This is a genomic window from Polyangium sp. 15x6, assembly GCF_029960785.1.
Taxonomy (GTDB): domain Bacteria; phylum Myxococcota_A; class Polyangia; order Polyangiales; family Polyangiaceae; genus Polyangium.
In genome coordinates this window covers 1-20,088 of sequence record NZ_JASBQE010000133.1, presented here as the reverse complement: position 1 = coordinate 20,088, position 20,088 = coordinate 1, and the positions used below count along the sequence as shown (strand labels likewise).

Annotated in this window: 17 protein-coding genes; 5 read left to right on the top strand and 12 right to left on the bottom strand. The window is 69.7% G+C overall.

All coding sequences use genetic code 11. The features are described 5' to 3' along the window. Positions 1-16 precede the first annotated feature (16 nt). From QHF83_RS47845 to QHF83_RS47830, 4 genes are read right to left on the bottom strand one after another with little or no spacing between them, the layout of a single operon-like run. Positions 17-604 carry a hypothetical protein gene (locus tag QHF83_RS47845; protein WP_282424840.1) on the bottom strand — a complete coding sequence of 196 codons (588 nt, stop codon included), beginning with the start codon at positions 602-604 and terminating at the stop codon, positions 17-19. A gap of 4 nt (positions 605-608) precedes the next feature. Next, on the bottom strand, positions 609-2,270 hold the full coding sequence (locus QHF83_RS47840; protein ID WP_282424839.1) for a hypothetical protein: 1,662 nt from the start codon (positions 2,268-2,270) through the stop codon (positions 609-611). Then, the gene (locus QHF83_RS47835) at positions 2,267-3,151 is read right to left on the bottom strand and encodes a hypothetical protein (protein WP_282424838.1); all 885 of its coding nucleotides are present in this window, start codon (positions 3,149-3,151) and stop codon (positions 2,267-2,269) included. Before QHF83_RS47835 ends, QHF83_RS47840 begins: the two co-directional genes overlap by 4 nt. Then, on the bottom strand, positions 3,144-4,676 hold the full coding sequence (locus tag QHF83_RS47830; RefSeq protein ID WP_282424837.1) for a MoxR family ATPase: 1,533 nt from the start codon (positions 4,674-4,676) through the stop codon (positions 3,144-3,146). The genes QHF83_RS47835 and QHF83_RS47830 overlap by 8 nt, the downstream gene beginning before the upstream one ends. Positions 4,677-5,183: 507 nt before the next feature. Here QHF83_RS47830 and QHF83_RS47825 point away from each other — a divergent pair. After that, the gene (locus QHF83_RS47825; protein WP_282424836.1) at positions 5,184-7,124 is read left to right on the top strand and encodes a multicopper oxidase domain-containing protein; all 1,941 of its coding nucleotides are present in this window, start codon (positions 5,184-5,186) and stop codon (positions 7,122-7,124) included. Positions 7,125-7,142: 18 nt separating this feature from the next. On the opposite strand, the gene QHF83_RS47820 is transcribed toward QHF83_RS47825, so the two are convergent. Continuing rightward, a complete protein-coding gene (locus QHF83_RS47820) occupies positions 7,143-8,051 on the bottom strand; it encodes a zinc ribbon domain-containing protein (RefSeq protein ID WP_282424835.1) in 909 nt (302 codons plus the stop codon). Positions 8,052-8,140: 89 nt separating this feature from the next. On the opposite strand from QHF83_RS47820, the gene QHF83_RS47815 reads away from it, so the two are divergent. Next, the gene (locus QHF83_RS47815; protein WP_282424834.1) at positions 8,141-9,193 is read left to right on the top strand and encodes a C2 domain-containing protein; all 1,053 of its coding nucleotides are present in this window, start codon (positions 8,141-8,143) and stop codon (positions 9,191-9,193) included. Positions 9,194-9,197: 4 nt separating this feature from the next. Here the strand turns inward: QHF83_RS47815 and QHF83_RS47810 are convergent, their stop codons facing one another. The 3 genes from QHF83_RS47810 to QHF83_RS47800 all read right to left on the bottom strand — a co-directional run bounded on the left by QHF83_RS47810 (position 9,198) and on the right by QHF83_RS47800 (position 11,260). Next, entirely contained in the window at positions 9,198-9,980 is a 783-nt protein-coding gene (locus QHF83_RS47810; RefSeq protein WP_282424833.1) for a Uma2 family endonuclease, read from the bottom strand. A 101-nt stretch (positions 9,981-10,081) separates the two neighbouring features. After that, a complete protein-coding gene (locus QHF83_RS47805) occupies positions 10,082-10,450 on the bottom strand; it encodes a copper-binding protein (protein ID WP_282424832.1) in 369 nt (122 codons plus the stop codon). An 81-nt stretch (positions 10,451-10,531) separates the two neighbouring features. Next, positions 10,532-11,260 (bottom strand): VOC family protein, encoded by a 729-nt coding sequence (locus QHF83_RS47800; RefSeq protein ID WP_282424831.1) that lies wholly within the window; start codon positions 11,258-11,260, stop codon positions 10,532-10,534. Between the two features lie 426 nt (positions 11,261-11,686). On the opposite strand from QHF83_RS47800, the gene QHF83_RS47795 reads away from it, so the two are divergent. Both QHF83_RS47795 and QHF83_RS47790 read left to right on the top strand, forming a co-directional pair. After that, positions 11,687-12,442, top strand: coding sequence for a hypothetical protein (locus QHF83_RS47795; protein WP_282424830.1), 756 nt, complete (start codon positions 11,687-11,689; stop codon positions 12,440-12,442). 84 nt (positions 12,443-12,526) lie between these two features. Then, positions 12,527-14,509 (top strand): hypothetical protein, encoded by a 1,983-nt coding sequence (locus QHF83_RS47790; RefSeq protein ID WP_282424829.1) that lies wholly within the window; start codon positions 12,527-12,529, stop codon positions 14,507-14,509. Between the two features lie 371 nt (positions 14,510-14,880). Here the strand turns inward: QHF83_RS47790 and QHF83_RS47785 are convergent, their stop codons facing one another. From QHF83_RS47785 to QHF83_RS47770, 4 genes are read right to left on the bottom strand one after another with little or no spacing between them, the layout of a single operon-like run. Next, entirely contained in the window at positions 14,881-15,462 is a 582-nt protein-coding gene (locus QHF83_RS47785; RefSeq protein ID WP_282424828.1) for a hypothetical protein, read from the bottom strand. Positions 15,463-15,520: 58 nt separating this feature from the next. After that, on the bottom strand, positions 15,521-17,536 hold the full coding sequence (locus QHF83_RS47780) for a WD40 repeat domain-containing protein (RefSeq protein WP_282424827.1): 2,016 nt from the start codon (positions 17,534-17,536) through the stop codon (positions 15,521-15,523). Continuing rightward, positions 17,533-18,222, bottom strand: a complete 690-nt coding sequence (locus QHF83_RS47775) for a hypothetical protein (RefSeq protein ID WP_282424826.1) — start codon at positions 18,220-18,222, stop codon at positions 17,533-17,535. The genes QHF83_RS47780 and QHF83_RS47775 overlap by 4 nt, the downstream gene beginning before the upstream one ends. Continuing rightward, the gene (locus QHF83_RS47770; RefSeq protein WP_282424825.1) at positions 18,219-18,881 is read right to left on the bottom strand and encodes a hypothetical protein; all 663 of its coding nucleotides are present in this window, start codon (positions 18,879-18,881) and stop codon (positions 18,219-18,221) included. The genes QHF83_RS47775 and QHF83_RS47770 overlap by 4 nt, the downstream gene beginning before the upstream one ends. Positions 18,882-18,981: 100 nt before the next feature. On the opposite strand from QHF83_RS47770, the gene QHF83_RS47765 reads away from it, so the two are divergent. Beyond that, positions 18,982-20,025: a hypothetical protein gene (locus QHF83_RS47765; RefSeq protein WP_282424824.1), complete on the top strand. Its 1,044-nt coding sequence runs from the start codon at positions 18,982-18,984 to the stop codon at positions 20,023-20,025. The last annotated feature ends 63 nt before the right edge of the window (positions 20,026-20,088 follow it).

The following is a 20,088-nucleotide window of genomic DNA, read 5'->3' as shown; positions in this document are numbered from 1 at the left end:
CTGGCAAGGATGAGCCTCACCCCTTCCCCACCCCCCGCCGCGCCCGCTCCGCCTCGGCCATCAGCCGCCCGTAATCGAGCCGTTCGAGCGCCGCGCGCGCCTCCGCCATACTTTCCCCCGCAACGGACGCCCCGAGCCCGAGGAGGAGCCTGCGCGCGAGCTCCTCGCGGCGCAGCGGGCTCCCGCGCAAAAGATCGAGCGTCACGAGGCCGGAGCCTCGCGCGACATCGAAGAGGCCTTCCCGCGCCGCGGTGCGCGCGCGATCCTCGAAAATGCGCTTCAGCGCCCGCTCGGGGATCACGCGGCGTTCGAGGACCAGCACGAGCAGCGCGAGCCGCTCGATCGCGCCGCGATCGAGCCCTGCCGCCATCGGATCGAGCTCCAGCGCATCGACGGGCTCGATCCCGAGATCGCGGCAAAGGTCGGCGAGCTTGGCCCGCGCGACGTCGATATCCAGCGCCGCGGGCTCGATCTCCGCGAGGACCAGGCCAATCGCAGCCAGAATCGGCGCGAGATCGAGGGGCACGCTCTCCGGCAGGAGGCGAGCATCTTGCGCGGCCGGCGCGGCAGAGGGCTTCGCGGTCCAGTTTTTCAGAAATGACATGGCTCTATCCGCTGGGGTTGGTTTTGCCCGGGTCGTCGAACAAGGAGAATGCGAGCTCGGCCGCGACGCGCGGGAAATCACCGAGCGCGCGCACGGCGACGACACGCGCCCCGGCCTGCTCGTAGCGGCGTACCTTTTCGCGGTTCGGCGCGTGCAGGAGGAGCACGAACGCCGGCGAGCGCTCGGCCGCGCGCGCGAAGATGGTCGCGTTTTGCCGGTGCGCGTCGTAGTTCGCGTCGAAGTCGCTGTCGGTGATGACCACGCGGATCGGCTGCTCGGAGCGGGTCTCCTCGACGGACGCGGCGAGGATGTCGAACGGGAATTGCGTGCCGCCGCCGATGTAGCGCATCAAGAACTTCGAGAGCACGCGCTCGGAGCGGCAGAAGTCCCACGCTTTTTCGTGGCCCACCGAATAGACGAGCGCGCGCGCCGCGCCGCCTGCGCGGATCGTGCCGGTCGCGAGGATCTGCGCGGCGAGGGTCATCGCATTGAGGGCGCGCTTCGGGTCGGGCATGGATCCGCTCACGTCGAGGTAGATCTCGGTGCGGCCGAGGAACGACGGCGTGCTCTGGCCCTCCTCGTCGGCGATGCGCTCGCGGAGCAGCGGCATCGCGGCGCCGAGCGTCTCGCCGCGGCGGAGGAGCGTGGCGACCCAGTCGATATCGGCCACCGGATCGCCGGGCTCCCATTCGAGGTGCGTGGTGGGCACGAGCGCGTCGGCGAAGACGCGGGCAGGCGGCGGACGGAAAAGGTATTTTTCGGCCTCGCGGCGGTAATGGGCCGCCATGGCCGTCGTGAGCAGCTCGGATTTGCCCGCGCCGTCGCCCGGCATCGCGCCCGCGCGGCGTTCGAGGCTCTGATCGGCGAGTTTTTCCGCGAGGTCCTTCGGGAAGAATCCTTCGCGGATCGCCCGCGCGATCGCCGCTTTTTCGCCCTTCTTCGGCACGAGCGCCGCGGCGAGATCCTCGGCGGAGAGCTCGCCCTCGGCGCAGTCGCCTTCGCCCGCGTGTTTTCGCGCGGGGCTCGCCATCGCGTATCGCCAGGCGATGGAGGCGAAATAGAGATACTGGAGCGTGACGTCGGGCGCGAACGCGAAGAGGTTTTCCGCGACGAGCTTCGCGTCGATGCGGTAGTCCGGAAACGCGCGCTCGAAGGCGGCGGCGTTTTTCCCGAGGAGCTCCCCTTCCCTTCGTTGCCAGAGCTCTTCGATCACGGCGCGCTGGAACGTGAAGAGCACGTCTTCGGGCGAGCGCGCGCCGCGCGCCGCGAGGATGCGGCAGAGGTCGTCCTCGATGGAGGGCCATCCCTGGCCGAGCCGCTCGTCGACGAGCAGATCGTAAAACGGGCCCGTGAGCGAGCGCGGCAGGCGCGGCAGGAACGTGCGTTCGAGCAGGAGGAGGCGCGCGTGCTCGACGGGATGGCCAGGGAACGCGACGTGGTGGCCGATCTCGTGGGCGATCAGCGCCTCGAGCGCGTCGTCGAGCGAGGCCTCGGTGATGGGACGCGCGCCGAGGCGGATCGTGCGCGAGGCGAGGTCGATGCGGGCGAACGTTTCTCCGTCGGGGTCCACGACGGGCTCGCCGATCAGGAGGTATGGCGAGTAGCGGGCGAGCGCGAGGAGGAAGGCGCGCGCGGCGAGGGAGGTGATGCGCTCCTCGGCGCTCAAGGGCTCTCCACGAGCCAGAGGCGCTGCGAGTCGAGCGCGGTCGCGACCACGAGGCCCGCGCGCGAAGCGGCCACGCTGTGTCCACGTTTCCAGTGCGGGAGCGGGACGCGCGCGTCGCTCACGTACACGACGCCCTGGCCGAGCGTGACCGTGGGCAAGCTCGGATCAGGCTCGACTTTGTCGGCGAGGCACGGCGAGCGGAACGCGAGGCTCGGGGCGCCGCGCGCGCCGAGGAGCACGCCGGCGGAGAGTTCGGGACGCTTGCGATCGTGGACGCAGACGAGCGTGGGCGCGCCGAAATGCACGCGGCCCGGCAGGAACGCGGACTCGACCTCGCGCAGATCGATGGTCCGCACCGCGAACGGGCCTTTCCACGTGGAGCGGGCGCGCGGCGCGAGCGCGGCGTCGAGGATGCGGAGGAGTCGGCCTTCGAGGTCGAGCCGCGCGCCAGGGCTCGCGCTCGGCGTGGCCATCGCGGAAGCGACGCAGAGGTTCAGCCACGGCGGCTCGCCGAACAGGCCTTCGCCGAGGTTCCAAGCCTTCGCGAGCAGGCCCATGCGCGCCTCGATCGGGACGGCAGGGAGGGCGTCCGGGAGCATGTCCACGAACAGCCATTCCACGAGGTTTTCCGGCCCGCGCGCGCGCGGCGCGTCGCCCTCGCCCACGACGCCGGGCCGGATGTATCCGAGCCCGATCGCCTCGACCACGAGCCCGAGCCAGGCCTCGAACGCGCGGAGCGAGCCGTCGGATCCGTCGAGGCCACCCGCGAGCCGCTTGCCCGGCCCAGCGAGGAGCGCTTCGAAGAGCGCGCCGTCCCAGCGGGAGAAGCGGCGTTCTCCCTCCCGTGCATGGTGCGTCGCCAGCGCTTCGAGGTCACTCACGGGCCCCTCCTTCGAGGCGCTCGGCGGCGGCGAGCCTGCGCTGGTAGGCCTCGTGGAGGCTCTTCAGGAGCACGAGATCGTCGTAGATCGGCCCCGAGAGATCGGCGCGCTTGAGCAGCTCCTCCATGGCGCGCTGTACCTTGCCCACGCGGCGCTTGAGCTCGGCCGTGGTCGCGCCGAGCGCGGTCGCCTCGGCCTCGTCCTGGAGCTCGCGCACGACGGCGCGGAGCGGCGCGTAGGCGGCGTGCTGGACGGCCGCTTGATCGAAGAGGCGCGTGATCCAGGTGGCCCGATCGAGCAGGAGGACGCGGCTCTCGGCCTTCTGGAAGAACGCGCTCTGCGGGTTCGGGCGGAGCTTTTCGAAGAGCGTGAACGGGAGGACGAGGCGCACGTCGGTCGCGGTGACCTCGCTCTTGCCGCGGAAATACGCGAGGGCCTTGGCGAAGAGCAGGATGGCCTGGAGCGCGCGGGCCGAGACGCCATTTTCGGTCTGCGTGCAGATGTGGACGTTCTTGTCGAGCGGGCAGTCCTCGTTGCAGACGTGCGCGACCTTCTTGCCCGCGAGGTGGAGCGTGTCCTTGTTGCGGTATTCGAGGACGTCCGAGGCCCTGCGGCAAAAATCGAGCTGGCCCGCGAAAAACCCGAGCAAATCGAGCACGCTGTCGGGGACCGGGACGGCGCGGATCTCGGCCTCGGCCTGGTCGAGCTCCTCGGCGGAGAAGACGACGTCGGCGGGGATGCGGGTCTCGGGCGGGCGCGCCGTGGCGACGCGCTCGGCGAGGGCGTCGAGGGAGCGGGCATGGAACGGAGGGGCGCGGACGACGACGTCGATGCGATCCTTGAGGGCCTCGATGACCTGGAACGTGCCGCCGCCAGAGTCCTCGTTCGCCGTGAGATACCAGGCAGATTTGCCAGCGAGCGCGACCTGCTCGAAGCTCTCGGCATAGCCCTCGGCGAGGAGCGAGAGGAGCGCGGACTGGGTCTTCGTGGGGATGCGGTTGTACTCGTCGATGATCTTGACGCGCTTGCCGATCCAGCGGCGCCACTCGACGCGAATCTCGCGAGATTCCTCGGCCTTGACGAGGCTCGCCGGCAAGGGGCTGCCAAGCAGATCAGCCGTGGTGAGCTGGGGATGGCCGTGCTGGACGATGCGGCGGATCTCGTCGAGGGGGATGCCCGCGAGCGCGGCCATGATCGTGGCCATGGTGGTCTTGCCGCGGCCCGGGGCGCCGACGAAGAGCAAGCGCTGCGAGGTGACGAGGCAAAGGAGCGGCAAGAGGACGTACGAAGCATGCGCCGCACGGCCAAGCTCGACGCGCGCCTCGCCCTTGCCGACCGTCGTCGATTCCCCGAGCTCCATGTCGAGGTACGGGCACACGAGGGCCTGTTCGACGATCCACGTGTAAGCGCGGCGGAGCTTGCCCGAGAGGCCCGCACTCCTGCGCGGCCCAAGCACGAGCGCGCCGTCCTTTTCGACGCGGGCGCGGCCGTCGAGCCACGAAGCGACGAGGCGATGAGGATCCATTCGTGCAGCCGACTATGCCAGAGCTCGAGGCAGGAGCGGGAGACCATCGCGCTTCTGGGGGCCGCCGCGCCGGGGCTCTGCCCCGGACCCCGCGGGGGCTGTCCGCCCCTCGACCCGGACCAGGGCAAGCCCTGGACTCGGGGCGGAAGAACTGCGCTCCGCGCAGTTCTTCCGACGGGCCGGTGGCAAGACCAGGGACGACGTTGCCAGTCGCGGCGGTCTCGATTGGCAACGTCGTAGCCAGTCTTGCCTCGGCCTGTTCGATGAACTGCGCATCGCGCAGTTCATCGACCCCGGGTCCAGCGCTTGCGCTGGTCCGGGTCCAGGGGCGGATAGCCCCTGGTGGGGCCTGGGGCAACGCCCCAGCGAAACGCCTCCCTCCTCGATGACCGGATCCTGGCCATCCGCTGACCACCTGTGGCCATCGGAGAACACGCGGAATCGTCTACAGTCGACTTTGGAAGCAACGAATTACCGGCGCTCGCGGCCGGGCGTGGAGGGAAAACCATGAAGCAGGGGTGCCTTGGCTTGCCGATTTCGCGTGGGGGTCGATGTGCGTTCCTTTTGCTGGGCGCGGTGCTCGGTGGTTGCTCGGATGAAGCGGCGCCGGCGGGCCCGCCCGAGATCTTCGAGAACCCGCCGGAGCTCGCTCCGAATGCGGCGGGGGTCCACGAGCTGCGCCTCGCGCCGAGCGAGGTGACGATCGGCGGAAAGAGGTATTGCCTGCGGACGTACAATGGATCGATTCCGGGGCCGACGATCCGCGTCCCTTCGGGGACCGATCGCAGGGTGCGGGTCAATCTGCACAACGACTTCGAGCGATCCGATTATCGCCTCGTGGCTGGGGCCGCGAACACGTCCGCGGTCACGTGCCATGATTTCAACCTGACGAACCTGCACGCGCACGGCACGCACGTCCAGCCGAACTACGCGACGCCCGCGGCGGGGGATCCGTGCGAGGGCTCGGGCTGCGGGCCGGATGCGCGATACCACGCCGACGACGTGCTGCACGAGGTGCCGCCCGGCGAGATGGCGCAATACCGCTGGGATCTCGACGAGGATGGGACGCACCACGCGGGTTTCAACTGGTATCACCCACACATCCACGGATCGACGGCCATCCAGGTGACGAACGGCGCGGCGGGCGCGCTCATCATCGAGGGGGACATCGACGAGGTGCCCGGGATTGCCAAGGCGAAAGAGCGGATCATGGTCCTCGGCGGCGTGCCCATCAACGTCGAATCGACGCGTCCGCTCGCGGACGGAGAAACATGCTCCGAGGACACGATGTCGGCGAACGATTTCGAGGCCGCGGAGAACGATACGAAGCCGACGCTCGTGAGCGGCAAGCTCTTGCCGCACATCAAGACGTCGCCGGATCAGGTCGAGCGCCTGCGAATCGTGCATGCCGGCACCCCGAACGAGCTCGGGATGAAGCTCCACCCCTCGGACGATCCGACCTGCGGTTCGTTCGACGTCCTGCATCCGATCGAGATCACGCAGATCGCCCGCGACGGCATCACGCTGCCGAAGTTTTACGTGAGCGATACGATGTGGGTATCCCCCGGATATCGCATCGAGGCCGTGGTGAAAATGCCCGCCGAGAAGACGACGCTTTGCCTCGTGGGGCGGCGCCCGGCCGATCCGCTCGGGAGCCTCGTGGCGATCTTCGACGTGGATCCGGCGAACGGGGAGCCGACCGAGACGAACATGCCGGAGGAATCGGCCCTCGCAGCGATTGCGCCGCCGACGACGTTCATGGGCAAGGTCGATGGCCAGACGATGGAGGCTAGCTGCGAATCGGTCGACAAGGTCCACCAGAAGATCGCGCTGCTCGTCCCCACGCCGGGCGAGGAGCCCGATCCGGAAAAACCCGCCGAGCTCGGCTCGTGCAATCCGGGCAGCCACATGCACGGCATCGATCCGGACGCGCCGACGTGCATCTGCCCCGCCCCGAACATCAGCTGCCGTCGCTTCGACGATCGGCGCGCCTGGGGATATCGCAGCGACCGGGTGATGGAGGTCGGCACGACCGAGAAATGGGAGATCCGCGCGTTCGACGGGCATCCTTTCCACATTCACATCAATCCGTACCTCGTCTGCGCGAACGATTCGAACAAGGAGCCGAATTTCCCGCACTGGCGTGACACGTTCTGGGTGCAGGCGGAGGACGGGCCGCGGCACATCCTGACGAACTTCCGCAAGTTCACGGGCCAGTTCGTGCTGCATTGCCACAAGCTCAACCACGAGGACATGGGCATGATGGAGCTCGTCGAGATCTGCCCCGAGGGCGATACGGCCTGCCTTTGCCAGGGCACGGACGCCGAGGGCAATTGCATCAGCCAGGCCGGGTGCAAGGCCGAGGATCTCCAGTGCCAGTTCGCCAGGGAAGCGACGGACGCGTACCCGCTCCCGCCCGCGCCAACCCCCGCGCTCTGCGGTCCGTGAGCCACAGCGACCGCGACGTCAGCCCCGGCGCGCCGATTCCCCCGCGCGCCGGGCCAGCGCGTCGACCTGGGCGTCCATCTCCTGCCGCTTCTGCATGCCGCGCTTCGTGCTTCGCACCATGAGGACGATCGAAAGGACGAACGTGCCGAGAAACGAGAGCCACATCTCGGTTCGCGTGATCTCGGGCCCCTCGGGACGGCCCATGGCGATGACCGCGACGACAGCAGCGAGGACGCCGAAAAACACGAGGAACACCGAGACGCCGACGAGGCGATCCCCGGCGTCCGCGGCCCGATCGTAGCTCTGCGCTTGCTCTCTGTCCGCGCGGTCTTTCGAGGCGCGCGCCTCGCCGAGCAGGCTCGCGGCGAGCGCGAAGGGGACGAGGAGGCGGCTCCGGCAATGCTTGCAATCGGAGACGGCCTCGCCCGCGCGGAACGAATGCATGGCGCCGCACCCTTCGCAGCGGACGATCCCCGTCGCGGCGAGGGCCTCGATGTCCGGGAGATCGTACATGATGCCCCAGCCGCGCGTGAAGAGGGCAAGCGACAAGACCCAGCCGCCGAACAGGATTCCGAAATAGAGGAGCGGGAGGCCTATCTGGGTCTGTCCCGTGATGGCCCCCGCGACGAAGGCGAACGTGAGGAACGTGGCGAAGCCGATCGCCCCGAAGACGACCGGTTTGGCGGCCTTCGCGTTTTGCTCGTAAAACGCCGCGACGAACCGCGCCTGGAGCTCTTTCTTGGCCACGGCGACGACGTCGCCGACGTAGGCGAGCATGGCCTTGCGGAGCCTCTCGTCGAGGGGCGTGACGGCACCGCAATGGCGGCAGCGGACGCGGGCGTCGCCGAGCTCGATGGGCAAGGGCGCGCCGCACGTCGGGCAAGTCGGCGCGCGTCCGTGGATGGGCTCCTTGGCTTGCGACGTCATTATGCCGGTTCGGCGTATCACGCGGGCCGCGAGGAGAGCAAGCCGCCTCGTCCCCTACCCTTCCCGCTCGTTCTGGCGTACGGTTGGGCATGCGTCGGATCGGATTCGTTTCGCTCGTGCTCCTCGCCGCGGCCTGCGCCGAGCCGATGGGAGAGCCGGGGACCCCGAGTGCCTGGAAGGAGCCGCCCTGGCTCGTCGTCCGCGTCGACACGGTGGAGGTGACGCCGCTCCGGCCAGGCACGCAGGTGCCATGGGACGACATCGAGCCGCAGCCGACCGACGGCACGGCCTGCGGCATGCTCGGCCGCGTGATGGCCACGACCGACCCGATCACGGGCAAAGGCGCCGAGGCCCTCTGCGCCATCGATCCGCGCCCACGGCCCGCGAACGCCGACGCGCGGCTGCCCGATCTCGTGGTGCTGCTCGGCGTGGGCAGCGCGGCCCATTACCAGACGCCGACCGCGCACGATACGATGCAAACCACCTTCAACGGCGAGTTCGTGATTCCGACGAATTCGATCCCGGCCGAGGGCATCACGCTGGTCGTGGTGGATCGAGACGGCACAGGGGCGGAGGTGATCGGCGGGGTGAAGCTCGGCCGGCAGGAGCTGCTCGCCGCGCAGGCGACGCGGCCCGTGTTCTCGATGCGCGGCGGGGGCGTGATGCGAATGGATCTCGCGGTGATGGCCTATACGAACCCGATGGAGACGGCCGAGGCGGCGGTGACGGCGCAGGCGGGCGGCACGCTGGTGTCGATGCGGCCGATTCGCGCGGGCGAGGTGGTCGAGATCTCGGCGCGAGGGCAATACCGGATCGGGACGGGGCGCGGGGCGTGGATCGATCCGCGCGGGTATTTCGAGAAGGAGCCGCACGACCCGAACTTCGACAACGAGCCGTTCCGGTCCGCGCCACACGGGGCGGGCATCGCCGCGGTGGGAGGCGGCGACGCGCGGATGGGTGCGATCGTCGCGCCCTGCGCGCGGTTCGTGGCGCGCACGCCCGGGCTCGTCTGGGTGGGGCTGAACGACGCGGAGCCGCGCAACAACGAGGGAGACGCGACGTTCACCGTGAAGGTGGCCGGGCCGCTCCCGGCCGAGTGGTCCGAGGGGAAGACGACGACGCCGTGCGGGACGTTTCCGTGAAGGGTCAGCGCAGGGCTTCGTCGGCGGTCTTCGCGACGAGCGTCTGCTCGAGCCAGCGGTCGAGGGTCTCGAGATCGGTCGTCCCGTCGATGCGCGCTTCCTGGGCTGCGTCGAGCGAGATCCCGCGCTTGCCGAGCTGCCGACGGAGAACGGCACGCGCGTGGGCGAGCTCCCCGGCCTCACGCCCTGCCTCCCGCACGGCCTCCAGGCTCTCGTAGCCGCGGCGTTGCAAGAGGTTGCGCAGCGTGACCTCGTGCGCGGCTTCGCGGTCGTACAGAGCCTCGACGGGGACCGGGTTCTTCAGGATCCCCGGCGCCTCGAGGGATTCGCCCGGCCGCACAGAGCGAACCTTCTGCCCCGGCGCGTACACCTCGACCCTTCGCGGGCCCGTGAGCCACACGACCCACACGTGCTGCGTGCCCGCCGCGAGGAGCTCGGCGATCTTCGCCTGCAGCTCCTCCTCGTCTTGCCCGCGATCCGCGTATTCCACCGCGAGCGGCGGCGCGCCCTGCACCCAGCCGGGCACGTCCGGCACGTTGCCCACGGCCACGTCCAGCGCGCGCATCGTCCCCGGCTCCGGGGAAAATCCAGCGTCCACGCCCGCCTGCTCGACGGCCGGATCCGTCTCCAGCACCGTGCCGCCGAGCAAATTCGCCCGCGCGCCGCGCCCGCCCGTCGGCAAACACAGGATCGGATGGCCGTTCGAGAGCTCGTACGGGTCTCCCGAGCGGAGTTGCTGGGCCTGAAACGGGCCGGGAGCGAGTAGCTTCGTCGGGGGCCTCGTCACGTTGGAGACGATACCACGAAAAATGGCGGGGAACAGGCTGGGGTTGTGACGTCGAGGGGCAAAAAGCCGAGACAAACGGGCCCGTCGACACACCCCCCCTGCTACTTCGGCGGCGCGGGCGCGATCGACTCGACGAAGAGCCGCCCGTCCCGATCCGAGAACGTGAACGACACGTCGTCGCCGACCTTCACGTCGCGCAGAAGCTCGGGCTTTGCGACCTCGAACATCATCGTCATCGCCTTCATGTACCCGGGGATGTCCTCGTGGGCGATCGTGATGTTGTCCTTCTTCTCGCCGATCGCGCGCACCTTGCCGCGCGTCGTGTACGTCGCGCTCGGGGCGGCCGTCGGGACGGCGCCGCTGCCAGAGGGCTCCTGCGAGCGCGAGCAGGCAGGCGCAGCCGCGAGCAGCACCGCCGCGACGGTCGCAAGGACCGCCAGGCTCGTTCGATGACTGGAAATCACGCGCATGCGGATGCTCTACCACCGAGGAAGCAAAAACGGGAGCAGAAGCGAAGGCGGAGGCCGACGCGGCAGCGAGGGCGGACGAGGCTAGGCGCGCGGAGACGCATGCAGGGCAAACGCGGCCCCCTGCGGGTCGTCGCAGACGGCGACACGATCGCCGCTCGGGAGCTCGCGCGGAGCGAGCACCTTGCCCCCGCGCGCGCTCACCTTGGCGAGCGCCGTGTCGAGATCCTCCACGTGGAAATGGAAGAGCCAGTGCGGGTGGACGTGCGGCAGCCGAGCGCTCCCGACCATGCCACCCACGCTCGGCCCGCCTTCGTTCCACGAGAACTTCAAGTACGCGCCGAACTCCGGCCCGAGATCCACCGTCTCGGTCGCCTTCCAGCCGAACAGCTCCGAATAGAGGGCCCAAGCTCGCGCATGATCGCGCGTGTTGAGGTCGTGCCATACGACGACGTCGCCGCTCGTGGTGTCGCTCGACGAGACGAGCGCAAGGACCGAGCCGAACGGATCGCGCAGGATCACGCGCGTCGCGCCGCTCTCGAGCGTGCGCGTCGGTCCGAGCTGTTCCCCCCCTTGCGCGAGGACGCGACGCGAAAGGCCCTCGACGTCAGGAACGGCAATATGCCCGAGCCAATGCGCCGGAGCACCCCGGGCCGCGGCGCGCTCGGGCAAGGGTGAACATCCGGCGACAGGCCGATCGCTCCGGAAAAACAGCGGCCCTTCCATTCGAAACCCGAGCACGTCGGCATAAAACGCCTGCGCCGCGCCCGTATCGGTCGTCCTGAGCTCGTACCAGCAAAACCCGTTCATCATCGTCGTTCGCCTCCGATGGGTCTCTTCTTGGGGCCGCCGCGCCGGGGCGCTGCCCCGGACCCCGCGGGGGCTATCCGCCCCTCGACCCGGACCAGGGCAAGCCCTGGACCTCAGGGGGAAGAACTGCGCGATGCGCAGTTCTTCCCACAGGACGGTGGCAAGACCAGGAACAACGTTGCCAGTTGGAAGCCGCCTCGTTTGGCAGCGTCGCTCTCGGTCTTGCCTCGGCCTGTTCGATGAACTGCGCATCGCGCAGTTCATCGACCCCGGGTCCAGCGCTTGCGCTGGTCCGGGTCCAGGGGCGGATAGCCCCTGGTGGGGCCTGGGGCAACGCCCCAGCGTAGCGCCTTCCCGATGAGACGATAGCACCGCTTCCTCGCCTGCTTCCGCTCGCGCGCCGGCCATCCCGTGGTATGGGACGGCTTCGTGAGCGCCACCTGGTTCGTCTACAGTCCCCTCTCACCCCGCGCGATCTCCGCGCTCGCCGACGAGTACGAGCGTCACCTCGAGGCCTACATCGACGAGCACGTCGATCGGATCGACGAGGATGAGAGCGTGCCCGAGGTCGCCGCTGGCGGCGAAGTCCCGCCCGTCTCGGAGCTCCAGGCCGCTTACGCGCTCGCCAAGCGCCCGCTCCCCAAGCCCATCCTCGCGCGTTACCGCACCTGCAGGTCCGTCCTCACCCTCGATCGGGCCTCGGACCTCGAGGTTGGCCCGTGCCGCGGCCTCGTCTCGACCTTGCGGTACCTCCTGCCGCGCGCCGGCGAAGGCGCGCTCGTCTTTCCGAATGACGTGCCGCTCGTCCCCGTCGAGGAGATGCTCGCCCGGATCGAGGACAAACGTGGCCTGCCCGGGTTCGACGGCGACGAGGACGACGAGGACGACGACAACGTCTCGGCGCTGGGGAAAGTGCTGAGCAAGCCGAAGGACGCGCCGGGCCAGGTGCGCGCGCTCCGCGTGCTCGCCTCCCTCGAAGGGCTCATGAACGATCCGGAGCTCTCCCTCGATCTGCGCGGCACGCTCCAGCGTTCGTCGAAGCTCGCGCAGCGGTACGCGGCCCTGCTCGTGGAGGACGGCGCCGTCTCCGACGCCAAGGCGAGCAAGGAGCTCGGCGTGAGCGTGGAGGAGCTCACCAAGATGGCCGATGAGCTCGATCGGACCCTGCTCGCGCTGAAGGACTAGCCGGCGCGCGCTACGGCACGAGGACACCTTTCCAGAGACAGCCGCGAAAACGTGGGGTAGGGTCGCACACCCGCTCTCGAAGTCATGGCCAAGCGTCGCATGCAACAGCTCGACCTCTTCGGAGGTTTCGAGCCCCCCGCCCCGCCTCCTTCCGCGCCGATCAAGAAGGGCCGTGACGAGCCGCTCGTCTGGGTCGCCGAGGTCTGGCTGCTGCGCGACTACGACGCGTCCGAGGCGTCGATCCTCCGGCACATCACGCTGCGCAAAGGCCTGAACGTGCTCTGGGCGCCGCCCACGCCCGAGGACATCGAGAACCGGCTCGGCGACGGTCAGATCACGGGGCACACGGCCGGCAAGACCACGTTCTGCCGCATGCTGCGCTACCTGCTCGGCGAGCAGCGGTTCAGCACCACGCGCGGGCAGGAGAAGATCCGCGACGCGCTGCCCGACGGCTGGGTCATGGCCGCGATCGTCGTGGGCGACGCGCGCTGGATCGTGGGGCGGCCGTTCGGGCTCGGCCTGCATCCGTTCGCGGCGCGCGGGATGTCGTTCGCCGAGGCGCTTTCGGAGCGCGGGCGCGGCGGGTACCAGGATTTCCTCGCGGACATCCGGCGCGTGGTGATGGAGCCCGTGCCGGTGAAGGAGCTGCCGCATCAGCGGGAGCCGATCGCGTGGGAGCACGTTCTGCCGTGGCTCTCGCGGGATCAGGAGTCGCGGTTCGCGGGTCTCGTGGAGTGGCGCGATCCGTCGAGCGAGTCGGAGAGCCCGCGGCTCGTGACGGACGATCGGCACGTGGTGCTGCGGGCGCTCTGCGCGCTCATGTCGGACGAGGAGAGCGAGGCGCAACGTCGCTACGAGGATCTCGCGCTGGAGAAGCAGAGCCTCGAGGAGAGGGCGCCGCGTCTCGCGGATCGCGCCGCGGAGGATCGGCGCAGGCTCGCGCGGCTGCTCGGGGTCGAGGACGACACGAGCGACGCAGGGCCGCTGTTCGCCGCGCGCTTCCGCGAGACGGTGTCGCGGCGGAAGGAGAGCGTCGCGGCCGCGGAGGAGGCGCTCGCAGCGCAGGCGCTCGCGGTGGAGCAGGCCGAGGAGGCGGCGCGGCAAGCGGCCGAGGCGTGCGGGGTGCGGGTCGAGGCGCTGCGCGAGGCGGAGGCGCGTCGCGAGGAGGCGAAGCGGCCGAGCGAGAAGAAGCGCGAGCCGGAGGAAGGTGCGAAGGCGCCGCTGCCAGTGCTCGCGGGCGTGTGCAGCGTGCCGCTCGATGTGGCGATCGCGAAGGGCTGCGCGCTGGCAGCGTCCCATCCGTCCGCGACGCCGATCACGCGCGAAGGGAAGAAGGCGCTCGCCGAGGCGGTGATGGATGCGAAGCGCACGCTCGCGGAGGCGCGCTCCGCGCAGAAGGAGGCGGCGGCCGAGCACGCGCGGCAGCGAAGCGCGCTCTCCGCAGAGGAGAAGCGCATCGCGCGGGAGCGAGCGGCGATCGAGGAGGTCGAGCGGCTCTTCGGCTACATGACCGCAGCCGAGCGCGAGGCCGACGCGAACACGGAGCGGCTCGTGATCGTGACGGACGCGGTGAAGGCCTCGTCGGAGCGTCAAGCAGCGCTGCGGCGCGAGCAGGAGGAGGCCGAGGCACGGATCTCGGAGCGGTTCCGCGACGTCGTGCGCGCCCTGCTCGGCGATCACGTGGAAGCACGTGTCGAGGTGAAGGGCCGGCGGCTCGAGCTGCGCGTCGAGGACCGCGGCGAGCGTGACGGCGCAGCGATGCAGACGATCAAGCTGCTCGCATTCGACCTCGCGGCGATGAAGCTCTCGACGGACGGACACGGTCAACTCCCAGGCCTGCTCGTGCACGACGGTCCCCGCGAAGCAGACATGGACGGGCGCATCTACGAGCGCCTCTTCCTCTACGCGCGGCACCTCGAGGAGAGCTCGAACGGGTCGCCCGCATTCCAGTACATCGTGACCACGACGGCGCCGCCGCCGAAGGAGATGCAGAAGGCGCCGTACCTCCTCGAGCCGCTGCTCGACGCCTCGAAGCCGGAGGGCCGGCTGCTCACGATGGATCTCTGAGGAGCGTAGCGCCGGGGTTTCACCCCGGGCCCGACCAGGGGCTGTCCGCCCCTGGACCCGGACCAGCGCAAGCGCTGGACCCGGGGTCGATGAACTGCGCATCGCGCAGTTCATCGAACAGGCCGAGGCAAGACCAGCGACGAGGTTGCCAGCCAAGACCGCAGCGCCGACGTGTCCGCTCGACGAGGGGGCAGCACTGCTGTCTCAGCAAGCAACGTGGTTCGTGGTCTTGCCCCGGGCCCGTCCGAGAAACCGCGCATCGCGCGGTTTCTCGGCCCTCGGTCCGGCCGTGCCTGGTCCGGGGTGCAGGGGGCGGACAGCCCCCTGCTGGGGTGCGGGGCAACGCCCCGCGCCGCTCGGCAGACGGCGCATCAATGGCTCGCGGCGAAGAGGCCGGCGCAGCAGCCCTGCAGGTTGCCGCAGACCGCGGTCGTCGTCGGGGTGCAGGTACCGACGACCTCACCGTTGAATCGGCAGGTGCACGAGCCTCCCGAGCCCGTATCGCAGTCCGATTCCAGAATCGCGCCGCCGCATTCGTTCTTGCAGTTGCAGTGCCCGACGGAGACGTGGCATTCGCCCGGGCTCGTGCAGGGGGCCGACGCCACGCAGATCTGAGAGGCCTCGATCTCGTCGGTACATGACGGCGGCGTCTTGCTGCAATCCGACGACGACCCGCCGTCCTGCGCCAAGCAGGTGTATACCGCGCCGAGGAGCGCGTCGCAGGAGCCCACGGCTCCGAGGCTTTGTTCGCAAGAGCTGATGCACCCGGCCTCGTCCTTGAAGCACCCGAGCGCGACCTCCACGCTGCAATAGGGCTGGCAAACCTCGGACGGTTCCGGGTCGATCGGGTCGCTCCCGCCTTGTCCCTCGCGATCGATGACGACTTTGCCGCCGCAGGCGGCTTGAAGGACGACGAGAATGCCCAGAGAGACGATGCTGTGCAAGCGACGCATAGGCGCGCGTTATGCCACGCGGCGGACGTACTTCTCCATCGTTTTCTTGCTGGGCACGTCAGGATGGATCCGTGATCGGCAGCCGGAACCGACGGATGAGGCCATTCATGTGCCCGATCACGAGCGCCTCGCCGGTCTCGTCGAAGGCGACCGTCGTGATGCCCGTGCCCGGCGCGTATTCGTCGTCGGCTTCCGGGCTCTCGTAGGTATGCTCGACCAGGCAGGCGCCCGTCTCCACGTCCCAGACCTTCAACATCCCATCGCTCGACCCCGTCACGAGGTGGCCCGTGCGCGGGTGGAATGCGAGCGTCATGACCTCGCTCGCGTGCCCTTCGACACGGCGCACGATCGAGCCGTCCGACACACGAATCACGCAGGCGCCACCCTCGGCCATCCCGACGGCGCAGAGCGCGCCGTCGGCCGAAAAAACGACCGCGTAGAGCATGTCGCCCACGATGGCCTCGGCCATGGGTTTGGCCGGTTTGCGGGATCGTTCGTCCGCGCTCTTGTCGCGGGGTTTTCCCTCGTCGATGAGGGTCGTCGCGGACCAGAGCCGGACCCGGCCGTCCTGCGACGTCGACGCGAGCACGTCGCCGCCCGGCTGCCAGGCGAGGCCGCAGACCTGATCGAAATGGGCCCGCACGCAGGCGATCTGTTTTCCCGTGGCGCGATCCCAGAGCACGAGATCGCCATTGATGCTCCCGCCTGCGATGAGCTCGCCATTTCTGCCGACCGCGACGTTCTGGAAGCTGTCGTCGTCCTCCAGCACCTTGCCCTCGCCGGTTTTCCGGTCCGAAAGCAGGATGCCGCCGCGGTCGAGGGGCAGGGCCACGAGATCGGCGCCCGGGACGAGCGCGACGCTCGTGCTGAAGACCGCGAGGTCGTCCGACAGGAACGCCTCGGGCGCGTCACGGCCGAGATCCCAGCTCTGCGCCCAGGCGCTCGAATTCTGCCCGTCCCCGATGTGCCCGACGAACACACACCGCTCGGCCCGGGCGTCGATCCCGACATGGGCCATGGCGCTCTCGGAATCGTAAAGATGACGACCGAGCGGAGGAAACCACTCGCGGCCGTCGAAATCACGGAAAACGATGTTCCCGTGGTAGCCGTCTCCGAGCGCGTAGAATCGGCCATCGGGCGCGATCGCGATGTGGCCGTTCACCGCGTTGCTCTTGAAGCGGCCCTCGTTCGGCAAGGAGGCGACCTCGCCCTCGGCGCGCTCGGGGAACGGGACGAAGACGGGTTTGCCGTACACGTCGACGAACACGAGCGGCGCGTGCCACGCGAATCGAATGCCGTAGACGCTGTCGCGAAAGTGCGGGGTCGCGAGGACGTCGCCCGTTTCGAGGGAGACGATGGCGAACGTTCCCTCCTTGCGCTCGCGCGCGGGCGCGAGCAGGAAGCGGCCGTCGCCGCTGACCGCCACGGGCCCAGGACCCGCGTGGAAGGAAATGGTGCGCGTTCGTTCGAGGCGGGGCCGGCTCCCGGCGATGCCGACGCGATGAAATGACGTCTCCTCCTCGCCGAGGACCACCACCTCGCCGGCCCCGGAAAAACCCGCGACGACGGCTCCCTCCCCGAGCGGGCCCTTCTCGCCGGCCAGGGCCAAGAGCCGCCCATCCGCCACGAGCCACGTCTGCTCGTCCCCCATGACGAGGAGCCGCTCGCCCGTGGGATCGAATTGCAGGCGCGGCGCGTCCTCGGCGCTCCGCGGCTCGTCGTCCTCGCTCGCGCGCCGTCGAACGTTCACGATTTCGCGCCGGGCGAGGTCACAGATTCCCACCTCGCCGCGGGAACCGAGGATTGCGAGGCGTTTGCCGTCGGGGGAAAACGCGATCCCCACGATCGGCGCGAGCTTGGCCGCGAGCCTGCCGATCACGCGGCGCTCGTGGAGATCCCACAGAAGCACGCCGAGACCACCGCCGGTCGCGAGGACGCGGCCGTCGGGCGAGAGCTCCAGGCAAAACAAGGTGCCGAGGCCGGAGAGGGAATGCCCCTCGGGCTCCTTTTGCAGGACCCTGGCCCACGCAGGCAGAGCGCGGCGCGGTTTGCCCGCGGTTTTTCGCGCGCTCATGGATTGTCGAGGATGATTCGTTCCGGCGGAAGATCCGCGGGCTGCTGCGGCATCGTCCCCTCGGGCTCGGGCAATGCGGGCGGCAGCATGGGCACGTCGGGCTGCACGGGCACGGGGAGAATCGGCCCGGGCGCGGCCGGCGCGTCGACGTATTCCGGCTGAGGCATTTCCGCGCCCCGCGGGCCACAACGACCGCCGCGGCTGCCCACGGCGTCATTGTAATAATTGACCGCGTCGACGGCGTGGCCGTGCGCGTCGATCTTCGTGGCGCGACCGGCCGCCGTCAGCACGAGGCCGATGACCTCGACGCCAATGCCGCTGAGCAAGAGCCCCCACATGAGGTCGGGGTTGTTCTGGTAGGCGAGACCGGCGAGACCCGCCATGCCGCCCACGCCGAGCGTGATGCCCGCGACCGTGAGCCCCACGGCCGTGTCGCCCGCGGTCTCGGCCGCGAGCGCGTGCCGCTCGGCGTCGGGCACGCACGCCACGTATTCGGCGAGGCCACGATAGCGCACGCCCGTCGCGACGATACCTTGGGGCGAATGCACCTGGAATTCGTTCTCGTAGCGGAGCGAGAGCTCGTGCGGGGCAAGCACGCGCGGCTCGACGGTCGTGAAGCCGGATCCGCAGCCCGCGAGCGCGAACGCCGAGAGCCCGAGGACGGCGAGAGCATTCCGCGCGCTCATTGCGTCACCTCGGCAGGCGCGACCGCGCACGGCGATCCTGGCAGGCGCGCGAGGTCGTTGTACGCATTGACCTCGTCGATCGCGTTCGCGACGTCGCCTTCGGGCTCCGGACGGGTCAGGCCGAGGCTCAGCGTGATGATCGGGAGCGTCAGGAGCGCCACGACCGCGAGCACGACCGCCGCCTTGCCCAGGTCGCCGCCGCCTCCCCCGCCCCCGCCGCCACCGCCGCTCTTGCCGCCGCCGCTCTTGCCGCCGCCCGGCCCGCTGATACTGGCCGAGGAGCCGCCTACCGTGGGGGCCGCCGGCGTCCGGTGGATGGTCCGCGTCGCGCTCGATCCGCCGCCGGAGCCCACGATCACCACGGGCGCGCGGCGCACGATGATCCAGGGGCGATAATAAACGACGCCGGTCGATCCGCCGTAATACGTCGAATATTGCCCCGGGTCCGCCGGCAGGTTCCGGATGGCCTCGCTGCAGCCGGGGCCCGAGACCTCGCTCGGCAGAGACGCGACGACGCGATCGTCGTCCCAGAGGACACGGGCGCGCCCGTCCTGCGGCGGCACGTAGTCGGACGTGTAGCTGCCGCAACCGGAAAGGATCCCGAGGGACCCGGCCACGAAGATTGCCTTGCTCGCGCCCCACGGGCTCGCCATCGCCATATGCGGCTCCTCTGCAATTGCATGTTTTCGCACCGCCACAGCGCCCCGTAAAGGACAATTTGCCAGATCCGCGCCTCCTCACGTAGACTCGCACCCCCCCATGAAGCTCGGCGCCCGCGCCCTCCTCGCAGCAGGCATCTTGGCGAGCGCCGCGCTCGCGCCCCCGCCCGTCCACGCCGAGGAGCCCACCGCGACCGCCGAGGCGAAGGCCGGCGCCCGCGCCGCCACCGAGAAGGGCACGAACGCGTTCAAGGAGTCGCGCTACGACGAAGCCGTCGACATGTTCCTGCGCGCCGAGTCGCTCTTCCACGCGCCCACCCACGTGCTCATGCTCGCGCGCTCGTACGTGGCCCTCGGGAAGCTCGTCCTCGCGAAGGAGGCCTACCTCTCCATCGTGCGCGAGGAGCTCGCCCCAAAGGCGCCCCCCGCGTTCAAGCTCGCCAAGATCGACGCGCAGAAAGAGCTCGCCGACCTCTCGCCGCGGATCCCTTCCCTCCAGGTGAACACCACGCCCGAGGCGAAAAACATCGTCGTCACGATCGACGACAAGCCCCTTCCCGCGGCGCTGCTCGGCATTCCAAGCCCGATCGATCCAGGCACGCACGTCCTCCGCGCCACGGCCGAGGGCATGGCGGCGCCCGAGAAAAGCGTGACCGTCAAGGAAGGCGAAAAAGCAACGCTGGTGCTGGAGCTCGCGCCCGTCGCGAACGCCGGTCCGATCACGCCGGCGCCGCCGCCCGTGAAGCCGAAGGGCCCTGCCAACGGGCGGGAGCAGCCGTCGGGGAAGACGAGCCCGGGGCGGATCGCAGGCGTCGTGCTGATGGGGCTCGGCGTGGCGGGGCTCGGAGCCGGCGGCGTCTTCGGGGGGCTGTCCTTGGCGAAGCGCGCGGAGGCAGACGAGGCGTTCGACGCGTGCGGCGCCGGATGCTGGGGCCCGCCAGCAGACGCGGTGCGCGCACTCGACGACGACGCGAACAAGAAAGGAAACCTCGGGATCATCGGCCTCGCCGCAGGCGGGGCATTGACGATCACGGGCATCGTGCTCTTCGTCGTCTCGAAACGCTCGCCCGGCGAAGCGCCAGCGAAGGCCCTCATGACGCCGTGGATCGGGCCGCAAGGCGGCGGCGTGGTCGGTCGCTTTTAGGTTTTACGAGGCAATCAGAGAGAGAGCGGGGCGTTGCCCCGCACCCCAGCAGGGGGCTGTCCG